This is a genomic window from Flavobacterium terrisoli, assembly GCF_030167905.1.
Lineage (GTDB): Bacteria > Bacteroidota > Bacteroidia > Flavobacteriales > Flavobacteriaceae > Flavobacterium > Flavobacterium terrisoli.
This window is the reverse complement of record NZ_JARGNA010000005.1, coordinates 227,523-251,866: the sequence shown is the minus strand read 5'-3', so window position 1 is coordinate 251,866 and position 24,344 is coordinate 227,523. Positions and strand designations below refer to the sequence as shown.

The following is a 24,344-nucleotide window of genomic DNA, read 5'->3' as shown; positions in this document are numbered from 1 at the left end:
TTTCTACCTCTCAATAATCGCCTCCTGTATCACTTTCTGGATGTCTTCACGGATGTTTTCCTTCGACAAGGTGTTTGGCAAATTAGAATCAGGATAAGTCCTGTTCGATAAGAAAATATAAACAATTTCGGTTTCAGGATCAGCCCAGGCAATGGTTCCCGTAAAACCGGTATGTCCAAAACTCGACATCGAAACACAACCACACGTTGGTCCGGCGCCGCTAATCTGCGGTTTGTCAAAGCCTAAACCACGACGGTTGCCTTCGGCGCAGAAATGACAGGTATTGAACGTATCAAAAGTTTCAGGAGCAAAATATTGAATACCGCCATAATTTCCTTTTTGCAGGTACAACTGCATCATTTTGGCCACATCCATCGCATTGGAGAAAATCCCGGCATGCCCGCCTACTCCGGCTTCCATCGCGGCTTCCATATCGTGCACATAACCCTGAATGGTATCGTGACGGAAATAGGTGTCGATTTCGGTTGGCGCAATCACACTTTTGTCAAATCTTGACAACGGATTGTACAGGGTATTGTTCATCCCCAAAGTCTTGTAGAAATTCTCATAGGTCAATTCGTCCAACGATTTGTTTGTGGTTCTTTCCAAATATTGTTTGAGGATGATAAACGTAAAATCACTGTATTTGTATTCTTTTTTCTCAATCAACGGACTGTTGATGATTTGCTTCATGATGCTGTCGTGGTAATCATCGCGCAGGTACAAACTATCCGAAACGCGTTTGCTAAAGCCTTCGGTGTTTATTTTTCGGTAGTATTTTTCCATCGGCACTTTAGCCGAATCAACAGTCGCTTTGTAAAACGGAATCCACGCCTGCATTCTGCCGTAGTGTGACATCAATTCTTTAAAAGTCATGTGTTGCTTGTTGGAACCTCTGAAAATGGGCAGCATTTCATCAAGCTTTGTATCTAAAGTCACTTTCTTTTGGTCATACTGTTGCATCACATTGGGCAAGGTTGCCACCATTTTGGTCAACGAAGCCACATCATACAAATCGGAATTTTTCACTTTCACGTCACCATCATAGGTTTGTTTCCCAAAAGATTTCTGGTAAATTACTTTTCCTTTTCGGGCCACCAAAACCTGCATTCCGGGAGTCATTTTGCCATCGATGGCTTTTTGAGCGAGCTTTTCTATTTGGCTTAATTTCTCCGAACTCATCCCGACGCTTTCCGGTGTACTGAATCCCAAACGATTCAATTTACGCGTAGTTATACCATCGCCGGCTTTGAAAAAACTATTGATGGAAACCGGTAGCAATCCTTTGGCATCAACCGCACCAAAAATCAATTCAGCTGAAACTTGCTGAGCGATATCGCCGTTTTGATAAGAAACTACGATGCCTTCAATCGCGTCAAAATTTAAAATTTTGGAAAGTGAATACGGTTTGGCAAAACAATCAATGATTACTTTCTTCTTTTGAGCAATCGAATCAATCAACTGCAATTCATTCACCATCAATTCCGGTGATCTCCACCAGGATTTATCCGATTTGTGGTAACCAATAATTACGGTTTCAAAATCGGTCAATTTGGTCATTAGTGAATCTAAATTGGCATCCGCAACTTCAGTCACTTCGGTGTATTTCTTCAAGGTATTGACAAAAGAACTGTTGCTGTCATCGCCCAATTTTACATAGGCAATCTTTTGGTTCAGATTTTTAATCGGTAATATCTCGCCTTCATTTTTTACGACCGTAACCGCATTTTCATACAGTTCGTACTGCAGCGTTTCATTCGACTTCGGATTCAAATCATTAAACAGATTGATGCCTTCAATTGGATGGTATTTGTTCAGACCGGCTTTGTATTTGTAGCGCAAAATCTTCTTCACCGATTCTGCCAAACGGCTTTCGGTAAAAACACTGTCCTGATAAGCAACACAGATTTTCTCCATGGCCAACGGTACGTTTTCGGCAAAAAGCAAAATGTCATTTCCGGCCAAAAACGCTTCCAAGTCAATATCTCCGGGCTTAAGGAAATTGGCTGCGCCTTTCATATTCAACGCATCGGTAAAAATCAAACCGTCAAAAGCGAGCTCTTTTTTCAGCAAATTGGTTACGACTGCAGGTGAGATTGACGTTGGAAAACCTGCTCTTGGTTCCAGACTCGGCACATTCAAATGCGCTACCATCACGGAAACCAATCCTTGGTCAAACATTCTTTTATACGGATACAATTCCACACTGTCAAGGTGCGCCAAAGACGCATTCACCACAGGCAATGTACTGTGGGAATCGGTTGAAGTGTCGCCATGTCCCGGGAAATGTTTTCCGGTTGAAAAAACGCCTTGTCCCTGCGAACCGTTCATTAAGGCAATTGCATGTTCGGTAACATTGACTTTATTTTCCCCAAAAGAACGGTAACCGATAATTGGGTTTTTCGGATTGGTATTGATGTCTAAAACCGGTGCAAAGTTGAAGTGAACACCCATTCTTTTGCTTTCGGAACCCATGGCTGTACCCACTTTTTCCACCAATTTTAAATCTTTAATGGCACCCAAAGTCATGTTGAAAGGATAACGGAAAGTAGAATCCAAACGCATGCTCATGCCCCATTCGGCGTCGATTCCTATAAACAATGGCACTTTGGCTAACGATTGGTATTTATTGGTTAAACGTGCCTGGCGTTTTGGTCCGCCCTGAAAGAAAATCAGGCCACCGATTTTATAATCACGGACTAACTTTTCAACGGCATTGGTGTGAACAGTATCTTTATTGGAATAAGCGGCAATCATAAACAACTGCCCGACTTTTTCATCAAAAGTCATTTGGCCATAAATGCTGTCAACCCATTTGGTTTCGGCTTCTGTTTCGGGGAAAAAAATTTTTCGTTCGGTCTTTATGTATGGGCTGTTGTCTTCAACCACTTCAGGAGTAACCGGTTTGACAACGGCAGTTGTCTTCTTTTTTTTGGTTGACGAACAATTCGTTACCAAAAACAGCAATGCGGTGAATAGACCAATTCTGAACAAAAAATACTTCATTAAAATAAGATTTAAAAGAAACGACTATGCCAACTTTCGCCGGCCGGCACTTCCCAGTTGTCGTTGAATTCTTCAATAGAATTGACCAAATTATTGAACACAATAGTATTCGCAGTCACTGCTTTTTCTTTGGCCATTCGTTTGAAATCAATCAACGATTTGTGGGCGATATGTTCGCCATTTTTGAACGTAACGTTCATTTTATCGAGTAAATCTACTTCATATTTTTGTTCTAAATTTTGAATAAAGGCCACTGAGGAATCGATGGAACAACCTGTAGCTTGTTGGACTTCCTGATTGACAGCCAAAATGATAAATCGGTTGTATTTCAACAGATAAGAGGCTTCCAAACCGGTTCCGTGAGCTGCCCAATTTTCGACAAATGCCTTTAGGTCATTTTCGATTTCGGTCATCTCATCATCTGAAAATTTGCGATTGGATTGGTAAATCCAAATTCTGGAATCTTCGGGTAAATTTTCAAAAGGAACGTACATTGGAATTATGAGTTATGAGTTATAAATCTTGAGCATTAGCAATCAATTCGGCAACATCCATGACTTTGACGCTGCTTTCTTTTTCTTTGGCTTTCACACCATCGGTCATCATCGTGTTGCAGAAAGGACAACCGGCCGCAATGATTTCCGGTTGGGTTTCCAAAGCATCTTCGGTTCTTTCTACATTGATGTCTTTGTTTCCAGGTTCAGGTTCTTTGAACATTTGGGCACCACCGGCACCACAACACAACCCATTGGCACGCGAACGTTTCATTTCCACCAATTCGGCATCCAGTTTCTGGATTAAATCTCTTGGTGCTTCATACACATTGTTGGCACGACCTAAATAACAAGGATCGTGGAATGTGATGCGTTTGCCTTTGAATTGTCCGCCTTCGATGGTTAATCTTCCTGTGTCCAATAATGATTTTAGAAACTCTGTATGGTGAATTACTTCGTAAGTGCCACCCAATTCAGGATATTCGTTTTTCAAAGTATTAAAGCAATGAGGACAAGCCGTTACAATTTTTTTGGCTTCGTAGGCATTCAAAACCTCAATGTTCATCATGGCCTGCATTTGGAACAAAAACTCATTTCCCGCGCGTTTTGCCGGATCGCCTGTACAGCTTTCTTCCGTACCCAAAACGGCAAACTCCACATTGGCACGATTTAAAATACGCACAAATGCTTTGGTGATTTTTTTTGCCCTGTCATCAAAACTTCCGGCGCAGCCTACCCAAAACAATACTTCGGGTTGCTTGCCTTGAGCCATCATTTCTGCCATCGTTGGCACATTTAATACTTCTGACATTTCTTTATGTTTATTTGTTTATTTGGTCATTCGGTGATTCGGTTTACAAATAACCGAATCCACAAACAACCGAATCATCTACTCGTGGTGTTCGTCGTCAAACACCTGAATGGTTACTTCTTTGTCTACCAAATCGGTGAATTTACCTCGGTAACGTGTGGCTTTCACCAAGTGATTGTCAATCCAGTGGTAATTTCCGCCACGTGGTTTTCCAAAAAGGATTCCGTGGTATTTGAACCCGTGTTTTTTCAACCAAATCTCAGTATATTCTCTGTGTGCTTCTGTTCGAGAAGTGAAGAAAAATATAATGTGGCCTTCGTCATACCATTTGTTCAACGTCACTAACGCATCAGGATAAACCTCTGCGGTCAGCATTCTTTCCGGTTCTTCGTTTGGGATATCATCACAAACAGTTCCGTCAATGTCGATTAGGTAATTCTTGATTCCTTCGGGTAAAATCGGGCTTAAATGTTGGCCGTTTTCTGTGATGCTTTGCAAGTTTTTTTCAATGTCTTCCGCTTTCATTTTTTTACTATTTACAGTTTTTCAAATTCATTCAACAAATCCTCAAGCCTCACAATTATGAGAATTCATCAATCTTATATAATTAATTTTCGTCTTTCCAGTTTAATCTGTCTTGTTGGTTGTACTGCCATGGCGCACCGTTGTTTTCAATATTGGTCATCATCGCATTTAACGATTGTGGTGCCGCACTTTGTTCCATTACCAAATACCTTCTCATATCCATGATAATCGATAACGGGCTGATGTTGACCGGGCATTCTTCCACACAAGCGTTACAGGATGTACAAGCCCAAAGTTCTTCTGCGGTGATATAATCATTCAATAACGATTTATTATCCGGTACAAAAACACCTTTATTCGCATCGATATTTCGGCCTACTTCTTCCATTCTGTCACGCGTATCCATCATGATTTTACGCGGTGATAATTTTTTCCCTGTATTATTCGCCGGACAAGATGAAGTACAACGACCACATTCCGTACAAGTATAGGCATTTAATAATTGCACCCAATTCAAATCCTGTACATCTGAAGCACCAAACTTAGTTGGAGCTGCATCTGCATCTGCATCTGCCGGTGGTGCTGCAAACGGATCGGCATTGGGATCCATCATCAGTTTTACTTCTTTGGTAACGCTTTCCAGGTTGTCAAATTTGCCTTTGGCATTCAAATCGGCGAAATAGGTATTTGGAAAAGCCAATAAAATATGCAGATGTTTAGAATAGTACAGATAATTCAGGAACACTAAAATCCCAATAATATGGAACCACCAGGCTGTTCTTTCTATGATTTCCACCTGCACTAAATCCAATGAGCTAAACCAAGGGTTGATGTATTGTGAAATCACATTTCCGGAATTCATCGCCTGGAAATGCAAGTCGGTTGCGTTCATGATCAGGAACAACGACATTAAAATCATTTCAAAATATAAAATCGTATCGGCATCTTTCTTTGGCGCACCTTTTAAATCAGAACTTGCAAATCTTTTGAGCCTGATTACATTTCTTCTGATCCAGAAAATAATAACCGAAACCAAAACCAATAAGGCCAATATTTCAAACGAGCCAATCAGGAAAGTATAAAATCCGCCTAAACCGGAAAATATACGGTGTGTTCCAAACAAACCATCGATGATGATTTCCAATACTTCTAAGTTGATGATGACAAAACCGGCATACACAATGATGTGTAAAAATCCGGCAACGGGTCTTTTGACCATTTTGGACTGACCTAAAGCAATCATCGCCATGTTTTTCCAGCGCGCTGATGGATTATCAGTACGATCAACATCATGTCCTAATTTGATATTACGGGTTAGTTTCTTTACGTTTTGAGCAAAAAAACCAATTCCCGCAATGAGAATGATAGCAAAAAGTATGTTGTCAATATACATCATGGCTTATAGTTTACTTTTTAGTGATGGTGTCTTTAACCTGCGCTGGTGCTACATAAGGTTTGTTTTTCTTTCCAAACAACGAAACATTGACATAACGTGTTGGATTCAGACGTAAATCCTGTAACAGCAATTCCAATTCTTTAGAGCTTTTGGCAAAATTAGTATAAAGCGCATCGTCTTTGGCCAATTTGCCCAAAGTGCCTTTTCCTGATTCCATATCGGCCATAATCTTATCAACGCTGGCTAATGTTTTCTCTAAATTCTTAACTGTTTGTCCGATATTGACTTTAGCCAAAGAATCTGAAAACGTTTTTAAGTTGCCTGATGTTTTATCAAAATTGGATACCGTAGAAGATATTTTGGTTTTGTTATCCGCCAACATAGTGTTGACACTCTGAGAAGCTTGTTTGAATTCGGCCAAAGTGGCGTTCAGATTTTCCAAGCTGTTTCTTAGGTTCTGTTTGGTTTTTTCATCCAATACCTGATTGATATTGACCAGCATCGTATTGGCATTTGCCAAAACCTTGTCCAGTTTTTCCTTAATTGGCTTAATTTCTTTAGAAACTTCTTCGGTCAGGCCCAATTTATTGGCTGATGTCAAAAACTCCCCTGATTTTGCAATTTCCTGTGTTTCAACATTGGGCAAAATAGCAATTTGCTTTCCACCGATTGGTCCCGGAGAATACAATTCGGCCACACTGTTTTTTGGAATCTTAAAGTCTTCGTTGATTTGCAATTCAACCAGTGAAGACCAATCTTTTTCCAAAGTAATTGAATTCACTTTTCCAACCACCAAACCGTTTATGGTGACCGGTGCAGAGAGCGCTAGCCCATCAACATTACTGTACTTTACGTAAAATTTATTGTAACCCGAAAGCAAGTCTCTTCCTTTTAAGAAACTATAACCCCAAATGAACAATAAAATAGAAGCAATCACTAAAATTGCAGTCTTAATTTCTCTGGTGATTTTCAATGCTAATTGTTTTTTTATTAAAATACAGTCGACCTACGGTCTCGTGTGGCAAAGTTAAAATAAAATAATAAAACTCTTTATTATTATTGCTTTAATGCTTCCTGAACTGAAACTTTTTTTCCGTTTTTGAATGCAATCACAAATGCTGATGTATAACCTTTGGCTTTGGCTTCAGCCAATAATCTTTTGGCTTCTTCATAGTTTGTGGTTTCTCCGTACATGTATTTATATAAGGTTCCTTCAGACGACACTGAAATATTGTTCAGTCCTTTGAAATTACTTGGCACAGTCTCTAACTTCTTGCCACTGGCTGAAAGTTGGATTTTAAAGGTAGCCACTCCTGAACTCACAGGTTCCGGTTTTGGTTCGGTATTGGTTGCCGGCTTTTTAACTTCCGGCATTTTCACTACCGGTTTGGTCGTTGCCGGTGAATCGATTTTTATCGTTTCAACTTTTTGTGATGGCTTTACTTCATCATCTTTACCAGCGCCATAGAACTCTTTTTTATAGCTTAAAATGGCATTCGCAATAGCCTCGGCAGCGGCTTGCTGCCCGGCTTCAGAGTCTAATCTTGCGCCTTCTTCAAGGTTTGAGATAAAACCCATTTCGATTAATACTCTCGGCATATAAGCTTTGTGCAATACCATAAATGGCGCTTGTTTTACCCCACGGCTTTTCACCTTTAAATCATCAATAAAGTGATTCTGGATTTTTCCGGCCAAAGCAATACTGTTGTCCAGATATTCTTCCTGCATCATCGTTAGGCCAATCATACTCTCAGGCGATTTTGGATCATAGCCTTTATACTTTTGTTGGTAATCTTTCTCCATCGTGATTACCTCGTTCTCTTTTTTCGCCGCTTCAAGATTGGATGCGTTTTTAGACATACCCATTACATAGGTTTCTGATCCACAGGCAGCCGAATTTTTATTGGCATTACAATGAATCGAAACAAAAATATTGGCATCGGCTCTGTTGGCGATATTGGCGCGCTCAATCAAATCGATAAAAGTGTCTGATTTTCTGGTGTAAATGACTTCTACACCCGATTTGCTTTCCAAAATCTTCCCAACCTTCAGCACCACTGCCAAAGCGATTTTCTTTTCGATATGTCCATTGTAAACGGCACCAAAATCATGATCTCCATGACCGGCGTCAAGCGCAACCTTAAACTTATCCGATTGGGCATAGGTCAAATTAGAAATAAATAATAAAATCGTACCGACCGCTAGTGTAACTCCTTTCATTTGTCTTATCAATTTCAATGTATTCTTAACAATTTAATTATTTTATTGCGGAAGTTTTTCCGTTTATGGTAGTGACAATAAAAGCATCTTTAAAACCGTGACTTTTGGCTTCCTGATACATTTTTTTGGCTTCATTTAAATCTGATGATTTACCGTAATAATATTTATACAGGTTATTTTCAAAAGAGTACGATATATTCCCCAATCCTTTAAAATCAGGGGATGTCAACGCTCTTCTCTTGGAACTGGCAAACAATTGAATTTTATACATCCCGTTTATTTCCGAAGCTGTGCTTTCATCAACTTTTACCACAGTGGTATCCGGCGCTTCTTTTTTCTCGACCTTCTCAACATAAGTTACTTCATCATTACTGTAACCATCATTGTAATACTCTCTTTTATACTTCACAATGGCATCCGCTATTTGATGTGCCATTTTATCCTGTCCTTCATCCGAATTCAAAAATTCGCCTTCTTCTTTGTTGGATAAAAAGCCCAATTCAATCAAAACGCCCGGCATGGTTGCTGCATCCAAAACCCATAACGGTTGCTGCTTCACACCACGTGTTTTTCGGTTTAAATTGTGTGTGAAATTATCTTGAATCACCGAAGCCAAAGCAATACTGCTGTTTAAATTTTCTTCCTGTATGATTACACGGCCAATCATACTTTCTGGCTTATTAGGATCAAAACCTTTATAGGTTTTTTTATAATTGTCTTCCAATAAGATTACCGAGTTCTCATTTTTAGCCACCTCTAAATTCATATCACTTCGCGACAATCCCATCACAAAAGTCTCTGTACCGGCCGGAGTTTGATTGGTAACCGAATTACAGTGAATCGAAACAAACAAATCTGCATTGGCTTTATTCGCTACTTTTGGTCTATTGGCTAATTCAATAAAAACATCTGAAGTTCGAGTATAAATGACTTTTATATCACTGTGATTTTCTAACAGCTTCCCGACTTTGAGTGTGGTTGCGAGCGCAATTTCTTTCTCAACAAAACCATGATAAGAATTCCCGGGATCTTTTCCACCATGTCCTGCATCAAGTATCACTGTGAATGCTTTAGCGTTTTGTGACCATGTTGTAATACAAACGAACAACATCGAAACCAACGTGAAAAGAATGTTCTTATTTTTTAATTTCATCTGTAAAAGTTAATTTTAATTAAAACCCAACGGTCATAAATGTAATATTTAGCTATTTTTGACCAGAAATATTGTTTAAGTTTGCCACGTCAAAAACCAAGCCATATTTCTACAAAAATAGCATTAAACCTTTGCAAAGAAACTTATTTAATATCGTTTTTTTAACAATTTTCCTAACATTGGGAAACGTAAAAATATATTCACAAGAGATACCTCAAAAAAGCATTCTGCTTCCTTCTAAAAACCAGCCAGATAGCACTAAAGTTGAGCTTAAGGATTTGACCAAAGTGATTGATTCTTCCAAGGTCGACAGCATAAAGCCAAAAAAGCCTTTGTTGGAAGCTAAAATCAAAAGAAAAGCGGTCGATTACGAAAAATTAGACCAAAAGAAAAAGCTCATCACGCTCTACAATCAGGCGGAAGTGTATTATCAGGACATGGAACTGAAGTCGGGCATCATTGTCATTGATTACCAAAAAAGTGAAGTTTATGCCGGAAGAATTAAGGATTCTACCGGAAAATATACCCAAAGACCTGTTTTTAAACAAGGTGCCAATGTGGTTGAACCCGATTCGATTCGATTTAACCTCAAAACCAAAAAAGCATTGGTTTGGAATTCGAGAAGCCAGCAAGGCGAAATGAATTTTAAATCTGAAGTGACCAAAAAGGAAAATGACTCCGTTTATTTTATGAAAGGTGCACGTTTTACCACTGCCAAAGACATCGAAGACCCGGAATATTATTTTTATACCAACAAAGTAAAATTTGTTCCCGGAAAAAAAGTGGTTGTTGGTTTCACCCATATGGTCATTGCCGATGTGCCAACGCCTTTATCTTTACCGTTTGCTTTCTTTCCGATGTCGGAAAAAGCAAAATCCGGTTTGATTATTCCAACCTACACCGACAGTAATACCCGAGGTTTTTCGTTGCAAAACGGAGGTTATTATTTTGCCTTGAGTGACAACTATGATCTGGCGGTTTTGGGCGATTATTATACCAATGGAAGTTACGGTATGCGCTTTGAATCTTCTTATGCCAAACGCTATAAATTCTCGGGAAATGTCAACATCCGTTTTGAAAACCTGATTCAAAGTGAAAGAGGTTATCCCGATTATTCCAGAGCCAATAACTATAACATCCAATGGTCGCACCAGAAAGACGGCAAATCAAATCCCAACTCGCGATTCTCTGCCTCGGTAAACTTAGGAAGCAGCCAGTACTTCCGTCAATCGCTTAACCAGTCGAATGTGAGTTCGGGGCTGAACAACTCTCTTAGTTCTTCGATTTCCTATTCAAAAACATTCAATTCGACACCACAGGTTAACTTTTCCCTGACGGCAACGCATTCGCAAAACACCAATACTGAGCAAATCAGCATGACACTGCCTACGCTGCAGTTGAGTGTTGACAGAATGTATCCGTTTGCCCCAAAAGACGGAATCAAAAAAGGTTTTTTTAAAAATATCAACTTTCAGTATAACCTAAAAGGCGAAAACAGGATTCAGACAACCGATTCGCTCTTCTTCAAATCGGAGATGTTTAAAGCGGCTAAGGTTGGTTTCCAACACAGCGTTCCGTTGACGACCAATTTTAAAATCTTCAAATACTTCAGCGCTTCAACAGCGGTAAATTATAATGAGGTTTGGTATTTAAAGACCATCAAAAAACAATATGACGCCACTCTAAACCAGGTAATCGATACTGATGTTCAGGGCTTTGATGCTTTTAGAACCTATAATTTCAATGCCAGTTTGGGAACGACCATTTACGGAACATTTAATTTTGGCGACAAGAAGAAAATTCAGGGCATCAGACATGTCATGAGACCAACAATCAGTTATGCCTATACGCCGAGTTTTTCCAACTATTATGATACTTATGATCCTAATGGCAGTGGTGCTATGGTCAAAGATTATACGCGTTTTGAAGGCGGTATTTTTGGTGCACCGGGCAAAACGATGTCAAATATCATGTCATTCGATTTGTCCAACTCCTTTGAGGCCAAAGTAACCGACAAAGATTCGACCAAGACAGAACCAAAGAAAATCAAATTATTAAACAGTTTGAATTTCAGAACCAGTTATGATATGACTGCCGATTCATTGCGATGGGAACCATTGCGCGTTAGCGGTGGAACCTTATTGTTCAAGGAAAAAATGAATATCAACTTTGCCACTACGCTTGACCCTTATGCGATAAACAACAGCGGTGGCAGAATCAATACCTGGAACATTGATAACGGCGGAAGTTTGTTCAGAATGACCAGTGCCAATATGACGCTGAATTATTCTTTCTCGAGCAAAGATGGCGATGAGGACAAGAAAAATGAACAGGGCAAGCGAAATGGTGGCCGTGAAGATGATTTATTCGGAACCAATACCGATTTGAGTGACCGACGACAAAGCCAGTTTGCAGTAGATGGGGAAGGCGAAAAAGAAAAACCTACGGAGTTTTTCAAATATGAATTGCCATGGGACATGACTTTGGCTTATTCCTTAACCTACTCCAACAGAAACCGCGAGCAGAAAATCACCGGAAATACCGTTATGATTTCGATGAATACCGATTTGACGCCGAAGTGGAAAATTGGAGTTTCAACCGGTTATGACTTTGTACAGAACGGCGTAACGTTTACACAGTTCCGTTTTGAGCGTGATTTGTTGAGCTGGCGAATGGATTTCAACTGGGTTCCTTTTGGCGACAATGCCTATTGGGGATTCTTTATTGGAATCAAATCGGGTGTGTTGAGCGATATCAAATGGGATAAACGTTCACTTCCCGACAGAAGTTTGAGATAATAGAAAAAGAATACTGATGAAAAAAATAATCTTTACAGACAAAGCACCAGCCCCGATTGGACCTTATAATCAAGCGGTTTTAGTAGGCAATACATTATACACTTCGGGACAGATTGCTTTGAATCCGGTCACCATGGAATTGGTTTTAGATGATATCGAAACCGAAACCAGACAAGTCATGGAAAATATGAAAGCGGTTCTTGAAGCAGCAGATATGACATTTGACCATGTGGTTAAAACGACTATCTTTATCATGAATATGGGCGATTTTGCTCGAATCAATTCGGTTTATGCCTCTTATTTTGACGAAGCTACGGCTCCGGCGAGGGAAACGGTTCAGGTAGCAGGTTTGCCCAAAGGCGTCAATGTCGAGATTTCGATGACGGCGATTAAATCTTAATTAGATAAAATGAAAATAAAACTACTTCTTTTCTTTTCGATATGCTGTATGGTAAAGAGTAACGGCCAATGTGGTGGTACTCCGCCGCCGCCGGGAGCTGATTATGTGTATGCCCTCGACACAGACAATGATGGTCATGCCACTTTTGACATGGATTATTACATCACAAACGTACAAAGACCAAGATTGGAAAATATTTACGGTGTGAGCTCTTCGGGCTATAATTTAACTTTTCAGGACTTATTTGGCCCTGTTTTGCCTTTGCAGTACACCAACGTTACGGCCAATGAAGATCACTTTGTTGTGGCTACTTATTCAGGCAGTGGTCCAATGTTTGAACCACAACCTCCATGCTATTGGCCACTTAATACCAATATCAATGTTTATTTAGTACCGGTTCCTTTCAATCAGGATATGGATGGAGACGGTATCACGAACGCAGCCGAAGACACCAACAACAACCTGAATTTGATGGATGATGACGATGACAATGACGGTACTATCAACCTGAAGGATACTGTAAACAATCTGTCGCTGAATGAGATTAGCACTGTTTCCCTAACGATATATCCAAATCCGGTGACCAACGGCACCCTTACTTTTGTATCCAATGTTGTGGTCTCAACGGTTTCTCTTTATGATTTAAGCGGTAAACAAGTTACCACACCTACAATCCAATCAAATACAATCAACATTGGCACAATCGCAAACGGCATCTATTTTGTTAAATTCGACACTGAAAATAGCTCGGTTTACAAGAAAATTGTAGTTCAGCAATAACAATACACCACTACCCGATTTTAATGAAATCCTTTATTGTGTAAAACGATGAAGGATTTTTTTTATATTTGAGTAATTATAAAAAACTGAAAAAATGAAACCCGAAAACCTGACTGGATTTAGCGATCAGGAACTTATGCAGAAAATAAAAACATTGAAAACCAATGCAATAATTGATGCAGCCATTGTTGGGTTCACCATTGGAATTGTAATTTACAGTGCGGCGAAAAACGGTCTTGGCTTTTTTACCTTCTTTCCCTTACTCTTGACCTATGTCATCGTTAGAAATTCGGCTAATAATAAAATCCTGCAAAAAGAAATGCAACGGGAATTAGCCTCCCGAAAATCAGAATAAAAATCGCTGTTGGTTTTATTAGTCATTATAAAAACACACCGTTGAAAAACAAAAAACCCAACATCGCTGTTAGGTTTTTTTATTATTTATTTAAAATGTGGTACGCTATCAGTCCATCGATTGGCCTGCGGAGTACGTTGCCTATTTTGATATCGTATTTGGCTAAGATTTGCTCCAACTCCTCTTTCAGATAAAACGCAATCGAACCTACGAAATGCACCGGAACTTCTTTGCAATTGTCAAACTGCATGATGTAGTTTTTGACAAAAGATTTCAATTCTTTTTTGATGATTTTTTTGCAAAACTCATTGTCTTTGTGTTTGATGATAAACTTGGCAAAAGTCGCTAAGTACGCATTCGGATTGTCTTCTTTATACAAATTAGCTTTGATATAATCGGCATCCAGGTTGTATTCTTCTTCGAATTCTTTGGCCAATTCCTTAGGCATATTGTTAAAATAATACCCACGAATCAAATGTCTTCCGAAACGATTTCCGGAACCGTCATCCATGGCGATATAGCCTAACGATTGCACTTTTTGGTGCAACACTTTACCGTCAAAATAACTGCAATTCGAACCGGTTCCTAAAATACAAACAATCGCTTGCTCGTCTTTTGGTGTTGTAGCGTAAACTGCTGCATAAGTATCTTCATGCACCGAAACCACTGCGTTTTTGAAATACTCTTCAAACACTTTGGTCAGGAAAATTTTCATTCTGTCGGTACCGCAACCGGCGCCATAAAAGAACAGGTGTGTGGCTTTGTCTTTGTTGTGCTCGATATCAAATTTATCGTTAAGACGTTCAATCACCGCATCTTTGTCTAATACTTCAGGGTTGAGGCCTAAAGTTTGTGTGGTAAAAAGCACTTTTCCGTTGTCATCAATCGCTATCCAATCGGCTTTGGTAGAACCACTATCAACTAATAATTTCATATATTTTTAGAGTATGGAAAATAGAAAAAAGAATACAGATAATTACTTTTTACTATTGGTTAGTTTGTTTGAAACAAAAATAGAGTAAAGATTCAGATTTTAATCTATTCTCTTTACTCTATTCTCTATGTTCTTATTTTAAGTTTGCAATGTGAACTGACAAATCGATTAATTTACTTGAATAACCATATTCGTTATCATACCAGGAAACCAATTTGAAGAACGTTGAGTTCAAACCGATTCCGGCTTTAGCATCAATAATAGACGTTCTTGAATCACCCACGAAGTCTTGGGACACTACGTCATCTTCTGTAAATCCTAAAATCCCTTTTAGTTCATTTTCAGAGGCTTTTTTCAATACCGCCATGATTTCTTCATACGAAGTTTCTTTGGCCACCTTTACCGTTAAATCAACTACAGAAACGTCAACCGTTGGCACACGGAAAGACATACCGGTTAATTTTCCGTTCAAGGCAGGAATCACTTTTCCTACTGCTTTCGCCGCACCGGTAGAAGATGGAATGATATTTACACTGGCTGCACGTCCGCCTCTCCAGTCTTTTCTTGATGGACCGTCAGCCGTCATTTGCGTTGAAGTCGTGGCGTGAACCGTGGTCATTAAACCTTCCACAATTCCGAAATTGTCGTTGATTACTTTGGCCAATGGCGCCAAACAGTTGGTTGTACAAGAAGCGTTAGACACTACAGTATCCGTAGCTTTAGCCTCCGTATGGTTCACTCCCATTACAAACATCGGAGCATCAGCGGATGGCGCTGAAATGATTACTTTTTTGGCTCCACCATCTAGGTGTGCTTTTGCAGTATCAATTGTGGTAAAGAAACCTGTACATTCTGCAACTACATCAACATCAACATCCTTGTCATCCCATTTCACCAATTTTGGATCTCTTTCGGCCGTCACTCTGATGAATTTGTCGTTTACATATAATTTGCCGTCTTTTACTTCAACTTTTCCGTTGAAACGACCGTGAACTGAATCGTATTTTAATAAATAAGCCAAATGGTCAACATCTAATAAATCGTTGATGGCTACAACTTCTACATTATCTCGATTAAAGGTTTCTCTAAAAACAATTCTACCAATTCTACCGAAACCGTTAATTCCTAATTTTACTTTTGACATTTTTCTTTTACTTGTTAATTTGTTAATATGTTGATTTGGTTATTTGTTATCGAATTACCGAATAACAAAATAACCGAATACACTTTTTATGTGGTCATGATATCTGATACTCTCAACAATTCCCTGTCAATTTCTGAACGTCCTTTGATGGCTTGTTCCAATGGCGTTAAGGCTACTTTATCAGACAATAGTCCAACCATAAAATTGGTTTTGCCTTCCAATAAAGATTCCACTGCTTTTACCCCTAATCTTGACGCTAAAACACGGTCAAAACAAGAAGGTGCACCACCGCGCTGCATATGACCTAAAACAGAAACACGAACGTCATATTCAGGTAAGTTGGCTTCCACGTAATCTTTGAGTTCGAATACGTTCTTTCCTATTTTATCGCCTTCGGCAATCACAACAATACTGGATGATTTTCCTGAAGCCTTGCTTTTCTTTAAGGAATCTAATAAGCGCTCCAAACCTAAATCTTCTTCAGGAATAAGGATTTCCTCTGCTCCTGCACCAATTCCGGCATTCAAAGCAATGTGCCCGGCATCTCTTCCCATAACTTCCACAAAGAACAATCGGTTATGCGAACTCGCAGTATCACGGATTTTATCGATTACTTCCACTACGGTATTTAAAGCGGTATCATACCCTAAAGTGTGGCTTGTACCAAAAATATCATTATCAATCGTACCCGGAATTCCCATTACCGGAAAACCATATTCATCATTAAAGACTTCGGCACCGGTAAAAGAACCATCTCCGCCGATGACTACTAAGGCATCAACGCCTGCATTCACTAAATTTTGATGGGCTTTTTTTCGGCCTTCAGGCGTCATGAATTCTTTAGAACGGGCTGATTTCAAAATCGTTCCGCCTTTGTTTACAATATTGTTTACACTACGCGGACCCATTTCCTTAAAATCGCCTTCAATCATTCCCTGATAACCTCTGTAAATCCCTATACACTCAATATGGTGATAGGCACATGTTCTGACCACAGAACGGATGGCGGCATTCATTCCGGGAGAATCTCCACCAGAAGTTAGTACGCCAATTTTTTTTATGCTTTTAGACATTTTTCTTGGATTAAAATGTAAAATTAGCAAAGATGAAGTAGTTTTTCGTCCATATTATTAATATATTAATAAAATAGATGAAATTCAATCGTTTTCGTTGATAAGTTTTTAATTATCACAGACAGGATAAGGAAGTCAAAGCTTAATCCTCTGCGGGAGCAGCTTCTTTATTTTGGACAGGATCCGATTTTTTCTTGTCTTTTTCTGAGTCTTTTTTACCTCTCATTTTGACATCGTTTGGAAGCATATCAGAATCATGGTCGTCATGGTTTTCGGTTTTGGCCCTGTCTATTTTGGCATTTTTAAAGATCTTATTGATCAACTCTTTCATCGTATCAAAGTCAACCTCATAAGACATCCCGATTCCTTGAGTATAGCCGATTCCCTGACCAATATAGGTAATATCATTTTCCTTATTGAATACTCTCAGGTTAAGCGTTCCGTCTTCATTAACCCTGTATTGTACTTCCACATCACCTACAATCGCGGTTTCGGAAATCCCGCCAACCGGAACTCCGACTTTTCCATTCACGGTAATACGGTCATTGATTTTGGAAGATACATTTACATTTACTCTCGCATCAGATTGCTGACCGGTTTGTAATCTGTCGGCAACAACATACTCAGGTGCAAAAGAGATTTTATCGCCTTCACTCGAAAAAATATCTTTGAAAAGGCTACTCGCCTTTTCGTATAAATTGTTAGACAACTGATTTTGGTCAACACCTTCCTGACTCAAGAAACTACCCGTAGAAAGCAAATACAAAGCCTGCGTTTGGCGTTTGTCCTTGTCATCTAACTGGTATTGTATTTCCGATTTAAGCGAACTACCAACAGTTGGGAAATTGATATTGAAATCGGGTTCCGGATTCGCCAGGTTTCCTTTCACGGCTATGACCACTTCAACGTCCACTTTTTTATTGAACGATGGATTGTCAATCAGAACCGCCGGGTTGGCTGTGGTTTTATAAACGGCTTCCAAATTCAGCGTTGCTGCCATAGGATCGCCCTGCCAGTTGATGGATCCGCCTTTTTTTACATCAAACTTTTTATCAATCAGACCGCCATACTTGAAGTTATACGAACCTTCCAAAGCGATAAAATCTCCAAACATTTCAAATTTTCCGAGTGTATTAATCCTGAACAAGAGCGTACCATAACCTCTTCCTTTCATTCCGTGTCCGGAATCCCTGTCGAGAATTACCTCGATGTCTGCATTTTTGTTGATCTCAAAATTGAAATCCAATTCGAGTCCGTTAAATCTCTTTTCCTGTACAAACTTTGGTCGGTTGGCATTGTCTTTCTCTAGTTGTGTCAAAAAGTGGATAGAACTGTTCTCTGTAATAGATTCAGCATCATTGATAGGAATCTTGATATCGGTTCCTTTGGCGGATTCAGCATTCACCCTGATCATCAAAGCGTCGGTTGGTCCGGTAATCGAAGCCGAGCCATCCATAAAAGCTTTTCCGTAATAAGCCGCATCTTCATGGTCTTTGGTATTCAAAGCCAAAAGTCGGTCTGAATTGATGGCCAAATCCAATTGCCAATCCCCAAATTGCTTGTGCTTGATATAACCGCTCAAAGATCCTTTGGTGTCAAACTCAGTATCTTTTATGGTCGTTTCCCTGATGATAAATTTGTTTTCGGTGACATCAACAATCGAATTATTGACAAATTCATAATCGGTATTAAGATATGGAATGGTCAATCCGGCCTCGTTGATATACAATCGGCCGTTATAGTCCAAACTATTGATGTTGCCATCTATCCGGGCATTTCCGGTGGCAAAACCACGGATATTGGTAATCACGTCGCCACCAATTTTTCGCAAAACGCCTAAATTAAATTTATCAAAATTCAAATCCACATCCAGGAAAGTCTGATTGTCTACTATTTCGATATTACCGTCAGCGGTGAAAGCATCTACGTTCTCGTTTTCCAGATTGGACGCAATATGGAACTTTCTCAGCGTCTCATCGCCTTCAATGTTCAGATTTAAGTCACCCAAAGCCAAATCGTTAACCGATAATTTCTCTATCCTCAACTCAGACGTTGGCTGGAAAGCCGTACTGCTTTGCTTGAAGTTTACTTTTCCGTTCAGGTTTCCGTCAAACCTGAATTTCTCCACATCGGGCGTGACCTTATTCAGATTGACATTGTTAAACGTGAGTTGTAAATCCTTCGTCAGGCTTTCCTTGATGACACCAACAAAGTTGATGCTTTGGTTCTCGTGGGAAACCATTAAATTTTCAAAAGAAAAGTTTTTTAGCTTTTTGTCAAAGACAATCCTGCTGGCCATTGGATCTTCTTTCTCATTCAGATACCACAAATAATCCTTGAATTGCAACTCCGATTTGTCAAAACCAACCACATTATTATTGTCAGCATTGATGGTGTGGTAAAAATTCAGATTGTAAAAATCCAGTCCTTTATTGCCACCGCGAAACTCCGTTCTGAAACGCAGCGTATCATTGGAAACCGTATTAATCATACTGAAATCCCTAATCTTATAGTGCTTCGTTTTGATGGAATCCATTTGCACATAGGCATTATACAGCGGATTTTTATTGTCTACCTGAACCAATACATTGTCAAACGTATTGTTGTAGGCGTTGATTTTGGGCGAACTGAAATTCAGGTTGAAATTCTCGGTATCCGAACCTATGTTTCCTTTTAAAAGTGTATTGGGCGCCAAAGTAATTTCGGGATTGAAAATCTCAATGATCTTACTGTTGATGGCAAAGTTGAACTTCAAATACTGGTTGGGCAGAACTTTATTGGGCTTATAATTCGAATAAAAAGTACCCAACGAGTTCTCCACCATTTTTTGCACCTGATTGAATTTGTATTTACCAACAACCGAACCATTAACCGCATCAGGGGAATTGATGGTTATAGCCCGTTCTCCGGCACTGTCAAAAGTTGAATTGGCTTCAAGATAATCCAAAAAGTAAATGTCTTTTTTATTTTGATAGGAAGCATTGGTCATGACCAAATTCCCTTGGAGATTATCAAACGAATTTCCGGTGGCTTTGACCACTATATCACCTTTGAAAACCGAAATGGAATCTTTGATAAAATTAAGTGCTACTAAATTGGCGTAATCGATTTTAGAATGGAAATCATACACATTTTCCTTTTTGGACAAATCAACCGTACCGTCAAAATCCATGAACAAATTCGGATCGTTGGCGATAAATTTTCCTTTAAAGATGGGCTGTTTGAACGAACCATCGACTATAATTTCACTGTAGTTATAACCATTATAATACACTTTATAAATATCACCTACAAAAGAGGTATTGAGGTATTTTTGGGTAAATCCTTTTCCGTCCACATCCAAATCGAGGCTTACCTTACCAATGGTTTTGTCATTAATCATGGCGCCAACATCAAAATTGTCCAATATGACATATCCTTTGTATCTGGCGTTGTCAATATTATTGATTTCTGACATGCTTAAATCAGATTCTACAAGACCTAAAGCCGTGTTCATCACAAAATTGGCATTGATAAACTTTTGGGTTACTTCGGCAGTTCCCACAAAATTGAATTGGCCTAATTTGCTCAAAGAAGTTGGCAGTTTTTTACCAAGTATATTGGGCAAAAGCTTCGTCAAATCGGTGTAATTAGAAGTGATTTTATCAAAATCACCTTTCATGTAAAAAGCAGCCGGACTTCTTGGAAACAGGTTTTTAAAATTCACATCCCCTTTGATAATGGAATTCTTATCATCTCTCAAATAAAGATTGGTCGCATAAAAATCGTTGAGTGTTCCTCTGACTTTGGTTTTCAAAAAGAACTTTTTGTTTTTGCCTAATTCTGCATAAAAATAACGGATATCATTGGTGGACAAAGTGGCGCTGTCAAGCTCAACATCAAACACAACTTTGTTATTAAAGTCGCTGAAATCTTTATTTTCTCTGCTATACGAGAGCAAAACCTTTCCTTTCAGAGAGGATTCATCGGTTTCAAGTCGGAGGTTTTCAAGGTTGATGTTTTTCTTGGTGTAAGTGAAATCCGAAGTCAGTTCTTTTACAAACAAACCTCTGTGGTCTTTAAAAGACATTTCGGCGATATTGGCCATTACATTTGGCCCTTGTATTCTGAAATTCTTTAGATGGGCATTGAGTTTGGTAAAATCAACATCTTTGGGATTTGTTCTGTTATAATCCATCATCGTAAAATGAGAATCCTTAACATACACATTGGAAGAAGTCATCAAAAATTTTCCCGAACCTTTTTTACCATCATCGAAAGCTGCGATAAACAAATCTAAATTGGTTTCTTTTTCTTTTTTGTAATTGACAATGTTTAAAGTCAAACTGTCAAATCGCAAATCGCCAAACTTCAATTTGCCATCAACCAAGTTTTTAAAATCTAATATGCTGGTTTTAATACGGTCTGAATAAATCAAAGTATCATTATGATGGTCTAAAACGAGGACGGTTTTCAGTTTAACACCGCCAAAAAAAGTAATGGCTACTTGGTCGATGTTGATGTTGGTACCATAATCTTCGTTTAGCCTATCAGTCGCATAATGGGCAATTTTAGTCTGTACGTAAGGTAATGAAAGTGAAATAACAGTCAATAGCAAAAGCAATAGCAACACCGCTATGGTGCGCAAAACAAACTTTCTGACTCTTTTTAACTTGCTATTTTTTTTATTTTTTTCCAAATGGTGTGTGACTTAGGAAAGAAAATTACCTTTGCAAAAAATTTTTATTTTTGACTTTTTGTAGGCTTGTCAAATATAAATCAAAATTTGTGCCTTTTATGCATCCTGAGGAAGTTTTTATTCTGGCTATTGAAAGTTCGTGCGACGATACAGCTGCTGCTGTTTTGCGCTCAGACAAAGTACTTTCCAATGTCGTTGCCCGACAAAGCATCCATGAAGAATATGGTGGTGTCGTTCCTGAATTGGCTTCGCGTGCGCACCAGCAAAACATCGTTCCGGTGATTGATGTCGCTTTGAAGAAAGCCAACGTCACCAAAGAACAGCTTTCTGCCATAGCGTTTACGCAAGGTCCGGGCTTGATGGGTTCGCTATTGGTCGGTTCGTCTTTTGCCAAATCTTTATCGATGGCATTGGACATTCCGTTGATTGCCGTAAATCACATGCATGCTCATATTTTGGCGCATTTTATTGACGAAGAAGGTTTTGACAAACCAACCTTTCCTTTCTTGGCGCTGACGATTTCCGGTGGCCATACCCAAATTGTAAAAGTGAACGACTTTTTCAACATGGAAATCATTGGCGAAACCACAGATGACGCGGTTGGAGAAGCTTTTGACAAAACTGCTAAAATATTAGGTTTCCCTTATCCGGGCGGACCATTAATAGACCAATTTGCCAAAGAAGGCAATCCAAAAAAATACCAGTTCACCAAACCAAAAGTGGATGGCCTGGACTTCAGTTTTTCGGGTTTAAAAACACAGATACTTTATTTTGTTCAGAAGAATGTCTTGGAAAACCCAAATTTTATTGAGGAAAACAAACATGACATTTGTGCTTCGGTACAACATACCATCATCGAAATTTTGATGGACAAATTGAAATTGGCTGTCGCTGAAACCGGAATCAAGCAAATTGCCATTGGCGGTGGTGTTTCGGCCAATACCGGAATCAGAACCACTTTGAAAGCAGCCGAAGGAAAATATGGTTGGAAAACTTTTATACCGAAATTTGAATACACCACCGACAATGCCGCGATGATTGGCATCGTAGGTTATCAGAAATATTTACACGACAAATTCACAGATTCGTCTGTGGTTTCCAAAGCGCGAATCGAATTTTAAGCCATGCAATTATTCTACAATCCATCGATTAATGAAGCCGTTGCTTCCTTTGTTTTTGACAAAGAAGAAAGCAAGCACATTATTAAAGTTTTGCGTAAAAAAGAAGGTGATACTTTATTTGTAACAAATGGATTAGGATTTTTATTTAAAACAGAAATCACCATTGCTTCGGATAATAAATGTACGGTCAAAATCAATTCGTTTGAGCAACAGGAAAAGCCTAAATTCAGTTTGCACCTGGCAGTTGCGCCAACCAAAATGAACGAACGCTATGAGTGGTTTTTGGAAAAGGCCACCGAAATTGGCATACAGGAAATCACACCGATTATCTGCGAACATTCGGAACGAAAAGTAATCAAAACTGATCGGTTTCAGAAGATTTTGGAATCGGCCATGAAACAATCTTTGCATTATTATTTGCCCAAATTAAACGAGCCAATTGCCTTCAAAGATTTTCTGAAAAAAGAAAATAACGGACAGAAATTCATTGCCCATTGTGAGGAAACCGATAAAAAATCATTGAAAAATGAATTGAAAGCCAACGAAGACGCAACCATCTTAATCGGTCCCGAAGGCGATTTTTCTGTTAAAGAAATCCAATCAGCGCTTGAGCACAACTATATTCCTGTATCTTTGGGTCAGACACGCTTGCGAACAGAAACCGCGGCGATAGTCGCTTGTCATAGTGTTGTTTTTAAAAATGAAGCATAACGAGAGTTTATGAAAAGAATTGTTTTTCTGTTTTTACTGATTACATCAATCGGCTTTTCCCAGGAAATTGCCCTTTTAAAATACAATGGCGGCGGCGATTGGTATGCCAATCCTACTTCGTTACCCAATTTGATTAAATATGCCAATCAAACCATCAACACCAATATCAAAGCCAAACCGGCAACTGTAGAACCGGGAAGCCTGGATATTTTTGGATATCCGTTTGTACACATGACCGGTCATGGGAATGTTGTTTTTAGCGATGCGGAGATTGTAAACCTGAGAAACTATATGCTTTCGGGTGGATTTTTACATGCTGATGACAATTATGGCATGGACCAATACATCCGTAGGGAAATCAAGCGTATTTTCCCTAACAATGATTTGGTTGAGATTCCTGGCAATCATCCGATTTTTCAAAAACCGTACGTGTTTGCCAACGGTTTGCCTAAAATCCACGAGCACGATAAGAAACGCCCACAGGCTTTCGGTATTTTTATCGAAAACAGATTGGTGCTTTTATACACTTATGAATGTGACTTAGGCGACGGATGGGAAGATCCTGAAGTCCACAACGATCCTAAGGATGTTCGCGAAAAAGCGCTAAAGATGGGCGCTAACATCCTAAACTACATTTTCAACAACTAATTCATTGTAGTTTATCCCTTTCATTAATTCCGATTGTGTTCACTAAACTCTTAAAGTTTGGTGTTGTTCATCGATTTGTTGAAAACTCACATTATTT

Annotated in this window: 19 protein-coding genes; 7 read left to right on the top strand and 12 right to left on the bottom strand. The window is 39.1% G+C overall.

Annotated elements, in window-relative coordinates:
- Positions 1-3: 3 nt before the first annotated feature.
- The 8 genes from P1K33_RS08725 to P1K33_RS08690 form a co-directional block, all read right to left on the bottom strand.
- Positions 4-3,006, bottom strand: coding sequence for a serine hydrolase domain-containing protein (locus P1K33_RS08725; protein ID WP_284652563.1), 3,003 nt, complete (start codon positions 3,004-3,006; stop codon positions 4-6).
- Positions 3,007-3,017: 11 nt separating this feature from the next.
- Positions 3,018-3,500, bottom strand: coding sequence for an ABC transporter ATPase (locus P1K33_RS08720; protein WP_284652562.1), 483 nt, complete (start codon positions 3,498-3,500; stop codon positions 3,018-3,020).
- Between the two features lie 19 nt (positions 3,501-3,519).
- The gene (locus P1K33_RS08715) at positions 3,520-4,311 is read right to left on the bottom strand and encodes a (Fe-S)-binding protein (protein WP_284652561.1); all 792 of its coding nucleotides are present in this window, start codon (positions 4,309-4,311) and stop codon (positions 3,520-3,522) included.
- A gap of 78 nt (positions 4,312-4,389) precedes the next feature.
- Positions 4,390-4,836, bottom strand: a complete 447-nt coding sequence (locus tag P1K33_RS08710; RefSeq protein ID WP_284652560.1) for an LNS2 domain-containing protein — start codon at positions 4,834-4,836, stop codon at positions 4,390-4,392.
- 82 nt (positions 4,837-4,918) lie between these two features.
- Positions 4,919-6,232: a 4Fe-4S dicluster domain-containing protein gene (locus P1K33_RS08705; RefSeq protein WP_284652559.1), complete on the bottom strand. Its 1,314-nt coding sequence runs from the start codon at positions 6,230-6,232 to the stop codon at positions 4,919-4,921.
- Positions 6,233-6,242: 10 nt separating this feature from the next.
- On the bottom strand, positions 6,243-7,205 hold the full coding sequence (locus P1K33_RS08700; protein ID WP_284652558.1) for an MlaD family protein: 963 nt from the start codon (positions 7,203-7,205) through the stop codon (positions 6,243-6,245).
- 83 nt (positions 7,206-7,288) lie between these two features.
- Positions 7,289-8,452, bottom strand: a complete 1,164-nt coding sequence (locus tag P1K33_RS08695) for an N-acetylmuramoyl-L-alanine amidase (RefSeq protein WP_284652557.1) — start codon at positions 8,450-8,452, stop codon at positions 7,289-7,291.
- Between the two features lie 37 nt (positions 8,453-8,489).
- Positions 8,490-9,605 (bottom strand): N-acetylmuramoyl-L-alanine amidase family protein, encoded by a 1,116-nt coding sequence (locus tag P1K33_RS08690; protein WP_284652556.1) that lies wholly within the window; start codon positions 9,603-9,605, stop codon positions 8,490-8,492.
- Between the two features lie 179 nt (positions 9,606-9,784).
- On the opposite strand from P1K33_RS08690, the gene P1K33_RS08685 reads away from it, so the two are divergent.
- The 4 genes from P1K33_RS08685 to P1K33_RS08670 all read left to right on the top strand — a co-directional run bounded on the left by P1K33_RS08685 (position 9,785) and on the right by P1K33_RS08670 (position 13,938).
- Entirely contained in the window at positions 9,785-12,403 is a 2,619-nt protein-coding gene (locus P1K33_RS08685) for a putative LPS assembly protein LptD (protein ID WP_284652555.1), read from the top strand.
- A 16-nt stretch (positions 12,404-12,419) separates the two neighbouring features.
- On the top strand, positions 12,420-12,803 hold the full coding sequence (locus P1K33_RS08680) for a RidA family protein (protein ID WP_284652554.1): 384 nt from the start codon (positions 12,420-12,422) through the stop codon (positions 12,801-12,803).
- A gap of 9 nt (positions 12,804-12,812) precedes the next feature.
- A complete protein-coding gene (locus tag P1K33_RS08675; RefSeq protein ID WP_284652553.1) occupies positions 12,813-13,583 on the top strand; it encodes a T9SS type A sorting domain-containing protein in 771 nt (256 codons plus the stop codon).
- A 94-nt stretch (positions 13,584-13,677) separates the two neighbouring features.
- Positions 13,678-13,938 (top strand): hypothetical protein, encoded by a 261-nt coding sequence (locus P1K33_RS08670; protein ID WP_284652552.1) that lies wholly within the window; start codon positions 13,678-13,680, stop codon positions 13,936-13,938.
- Positions 13,939-14,020: 82 nt separating this feature from the next.
- Here P1K33_RS08670 and P1K33_RS08665 read toward each other — a convergent pair whose 3' ends face one another.
- The 4 genes from P1K33_RS08665 to P1K33_RS08650 all read right to left on the bottom strand — a co-directional run bounded on the left by P1K33_RS08665 (position 14,021) and on the right by P1K33_RS08650 (position 21,716).
- On the bottom strand, positions 14,021-14,872 hold the full coding sequence (locus P1K33_RS08665) for a BadF/BadG/BcrA/BcrD ATPase family protein (protein ID WP_284652551.1): 852 nt from the start codon (positions 14,870-14,872) through the stop codon (positions 14,021-14,023).
- 133 nt (positions 14,873-15,005) lie between these two features.
- Positions 15,006-16,016, bottom strand: a complete 1,011-nt coding sequence (gene gap, locus P1K33_RS08660) for a type I glyceraldehyde-3-phosphate dehydrogenase (RefSeq protein ID WP_284652550.1) — start codon at positions 16,014-16,016, stop codon at positions 15,006-15,008.
- Between the two features lie 86 nt (positions 16,017-16,102).
- A complete protein-coding gene (gene pfkA, locus P1K33_RS08655; RefSeq protein ID WP_284652549.1) occupies positions 16,103-17,089 on the bottom strand; it encodes a 6-phosphofructokinase in 987 nt (328 codons plus the stop codon).
- A 142-nt stretch (positions 17,090-17,231) separates the two neighbouring features.
- A complete protein-coding gene (locus P1K33_RS08650) occupies positions 17,232-21,716 on the bottom strand; it encodes a translocation/assembly module TamB domain-containing protein (RefSeq protein ID WP_284652548.1) in 4,485 nt (1,494 codons plus the stop codon).
- A 149-nt stretch (positions 21,717-21,865) separates the two neighbouring features.
- Here P1K33_RS08650 and tsaD point away from each other — a divergent pair, with 149 nt between their 5' ends.
- Genes tsaD through P1K33_RS08635 form a run of 3 tightly spaced genes read left to right on the top strand, consistent with a single transcriptional unit; the run spans position 21,866 to position 24,247 of the window.
- Positions 21,866-22,888: a tRNA (adenosine(37)-N6)-threonylcarbamoyltransferase complex transferase subunit TsaD gene (tsaD, locus tag P1K33_RS08645; protein WP_284652547.1), complete on the top strand. Its 1,023-nt coding sequence runs from the start codon at positions 21,866-21,868 to the stop codon at positions 22,886-22,888.
- A 3-nt stretch (positions 22,889-22,891) separates the two neighbouring features.
- Positions 22,892-23,599: a 16S rRNA (uracil(1498)-N(3))-methyltransferase gene (locus tag P1K33_RS08640; RefSeq protein ID WP_284652546.1), complete on the top strand. Its 708-nt coding sequence runs from the start codon at positions 22,892-22,894 to the stop codon at positions 23,597-23,599.
- A 9-nt stretch (positions 23,600-23,608) separates the two neighbouring features.
- Positions 23,609-24,247 (top strand): DUF4159 domain-containing protein, encoded by a 639-nt coding sequence (locus tag P1K33_RS08635; protein ID WP_284652545.1) that lies wholly within the window; start codon positions 23,609-23,611, stop codon positions 24,245-24,247.
- The last annotated feature ends 97 nt before the right edge of the window (positions 24,248-24,344 follow it).

Excerpts from the sequence above, each read along its gene's own strand:
- P1K33_RS08715 (WP_284652561.1), bottom strand. The coding sequence starts at position 4,311 with ATGTCAGAAGTATTAAATGTGCCAACGATGGCAGAAATGATGGCTCAA.
- P1K33_RS08640 (WP_284652546.1), top strand. The coding sequence starts at position 22,892 with ATGCAATTATTCTACAATCCATCGATTAATGAAGCCGTTGCTTCCTTT.
- P1K33_RS08720 (WP_284652562.1), bottom strand. The coding sequence starts at position 3,500 with ATGTACGTTCCTTTTGAAAATTTACCCGAAGATTCCAGAATTTGGATT.
- P1K33_RS08705 (WP_284652559.1), bottom strand. The coding sequence starts at position 6,232 with ATGATGTATATTGACAACATACTTTTTGCTATCATTCTCATTGCGGGA.
- P1K33_RS08690 (WP_284652556.1), bottom strand. The coding sequence starts at position 9,605 with ATGAAATTAAAAAATAAGAACATTCTTTTCACGTTGGTTTCGATGTTG.
- P1K33_RS08665 (WP_284652551.1), bottom strand. The coding sequence starts at position 14,872 with ATGAAATTATTAGTTGATAGTGGTTCTACCAAAGCCGATTGGATAGCG.
- tsaD (WP_284652547.1), top strand. The coding sequence starts at position 21,866 with ATGCATCCTGAGGAAGTTTTTATTCTGGCTATTGAAAGTTCGTGCGAC.
- P1K33_RS08635 (WP_284652545.1), top strand. The coding sequence starts at position 23,609 with ATGAAAAGAATTGTTTTTCTGTTTTTACTGATTACATCAATCGGCTTT.
- P1K33_RS08725 (WP_284652563.1), bottom strand. The coding sequence starts at position 3,006 with ATGAAGTATTTTTTGTTCAGAATTGGTCTATTCACCGCATTGCTGTTT.
- P1K33_RS08710 (WP_284652560.1), bottom strand. The coding sequence starts at position 4,836 with ATGAAAGCGGAAGACATTGAAAAAAACTTGCAAAGCATCACAGAAAAC.
- pfkA (WP_284652549.1), bottom strand. The coding sequence starts at position 17,089 with ATGTCTAAAAGCATAAAAAAAATTGGCGTACTAACTTCTGGTGGAGAT.
- P1K33_RS08675 (WP_284652553.1), top strand. The coding sequence starts at position 12,813 with ATGAAAATAAAACTACTTCTTTTCTTTTCGATATGCTGTATGGTAAAG.
- gap (WP_284652550.1), bottom strand. The coding sequence starts at position 16,016 with ATGTCAAAAGTAAAATTAGGAATTAACGGTTTCGGTAGAATTGGTAGA.
- P1K33_RS08670 (WP_284652552.1), top strand. The coding sequence starts at position 13,678 with ATGAAACCCGAAAACCTGACTGGATTTAGCGATCAGGAACTTATGCAG.
- P1K33_RS08680 (WP_284652554.1), top strand. The coding sequence starts at position 12,420 with ATGAAAAAAATAATCTTTACAGACAAAGCACCAGCCCCGATTGGACCT.
- P1K33_RS08695 (WP_284652557.1), bottom strand. The coding sequence starts at position 8,452 with ATGAAAGGAGTTACACTAGCGGTCGGTACGATTTTATTATTTATTTCT.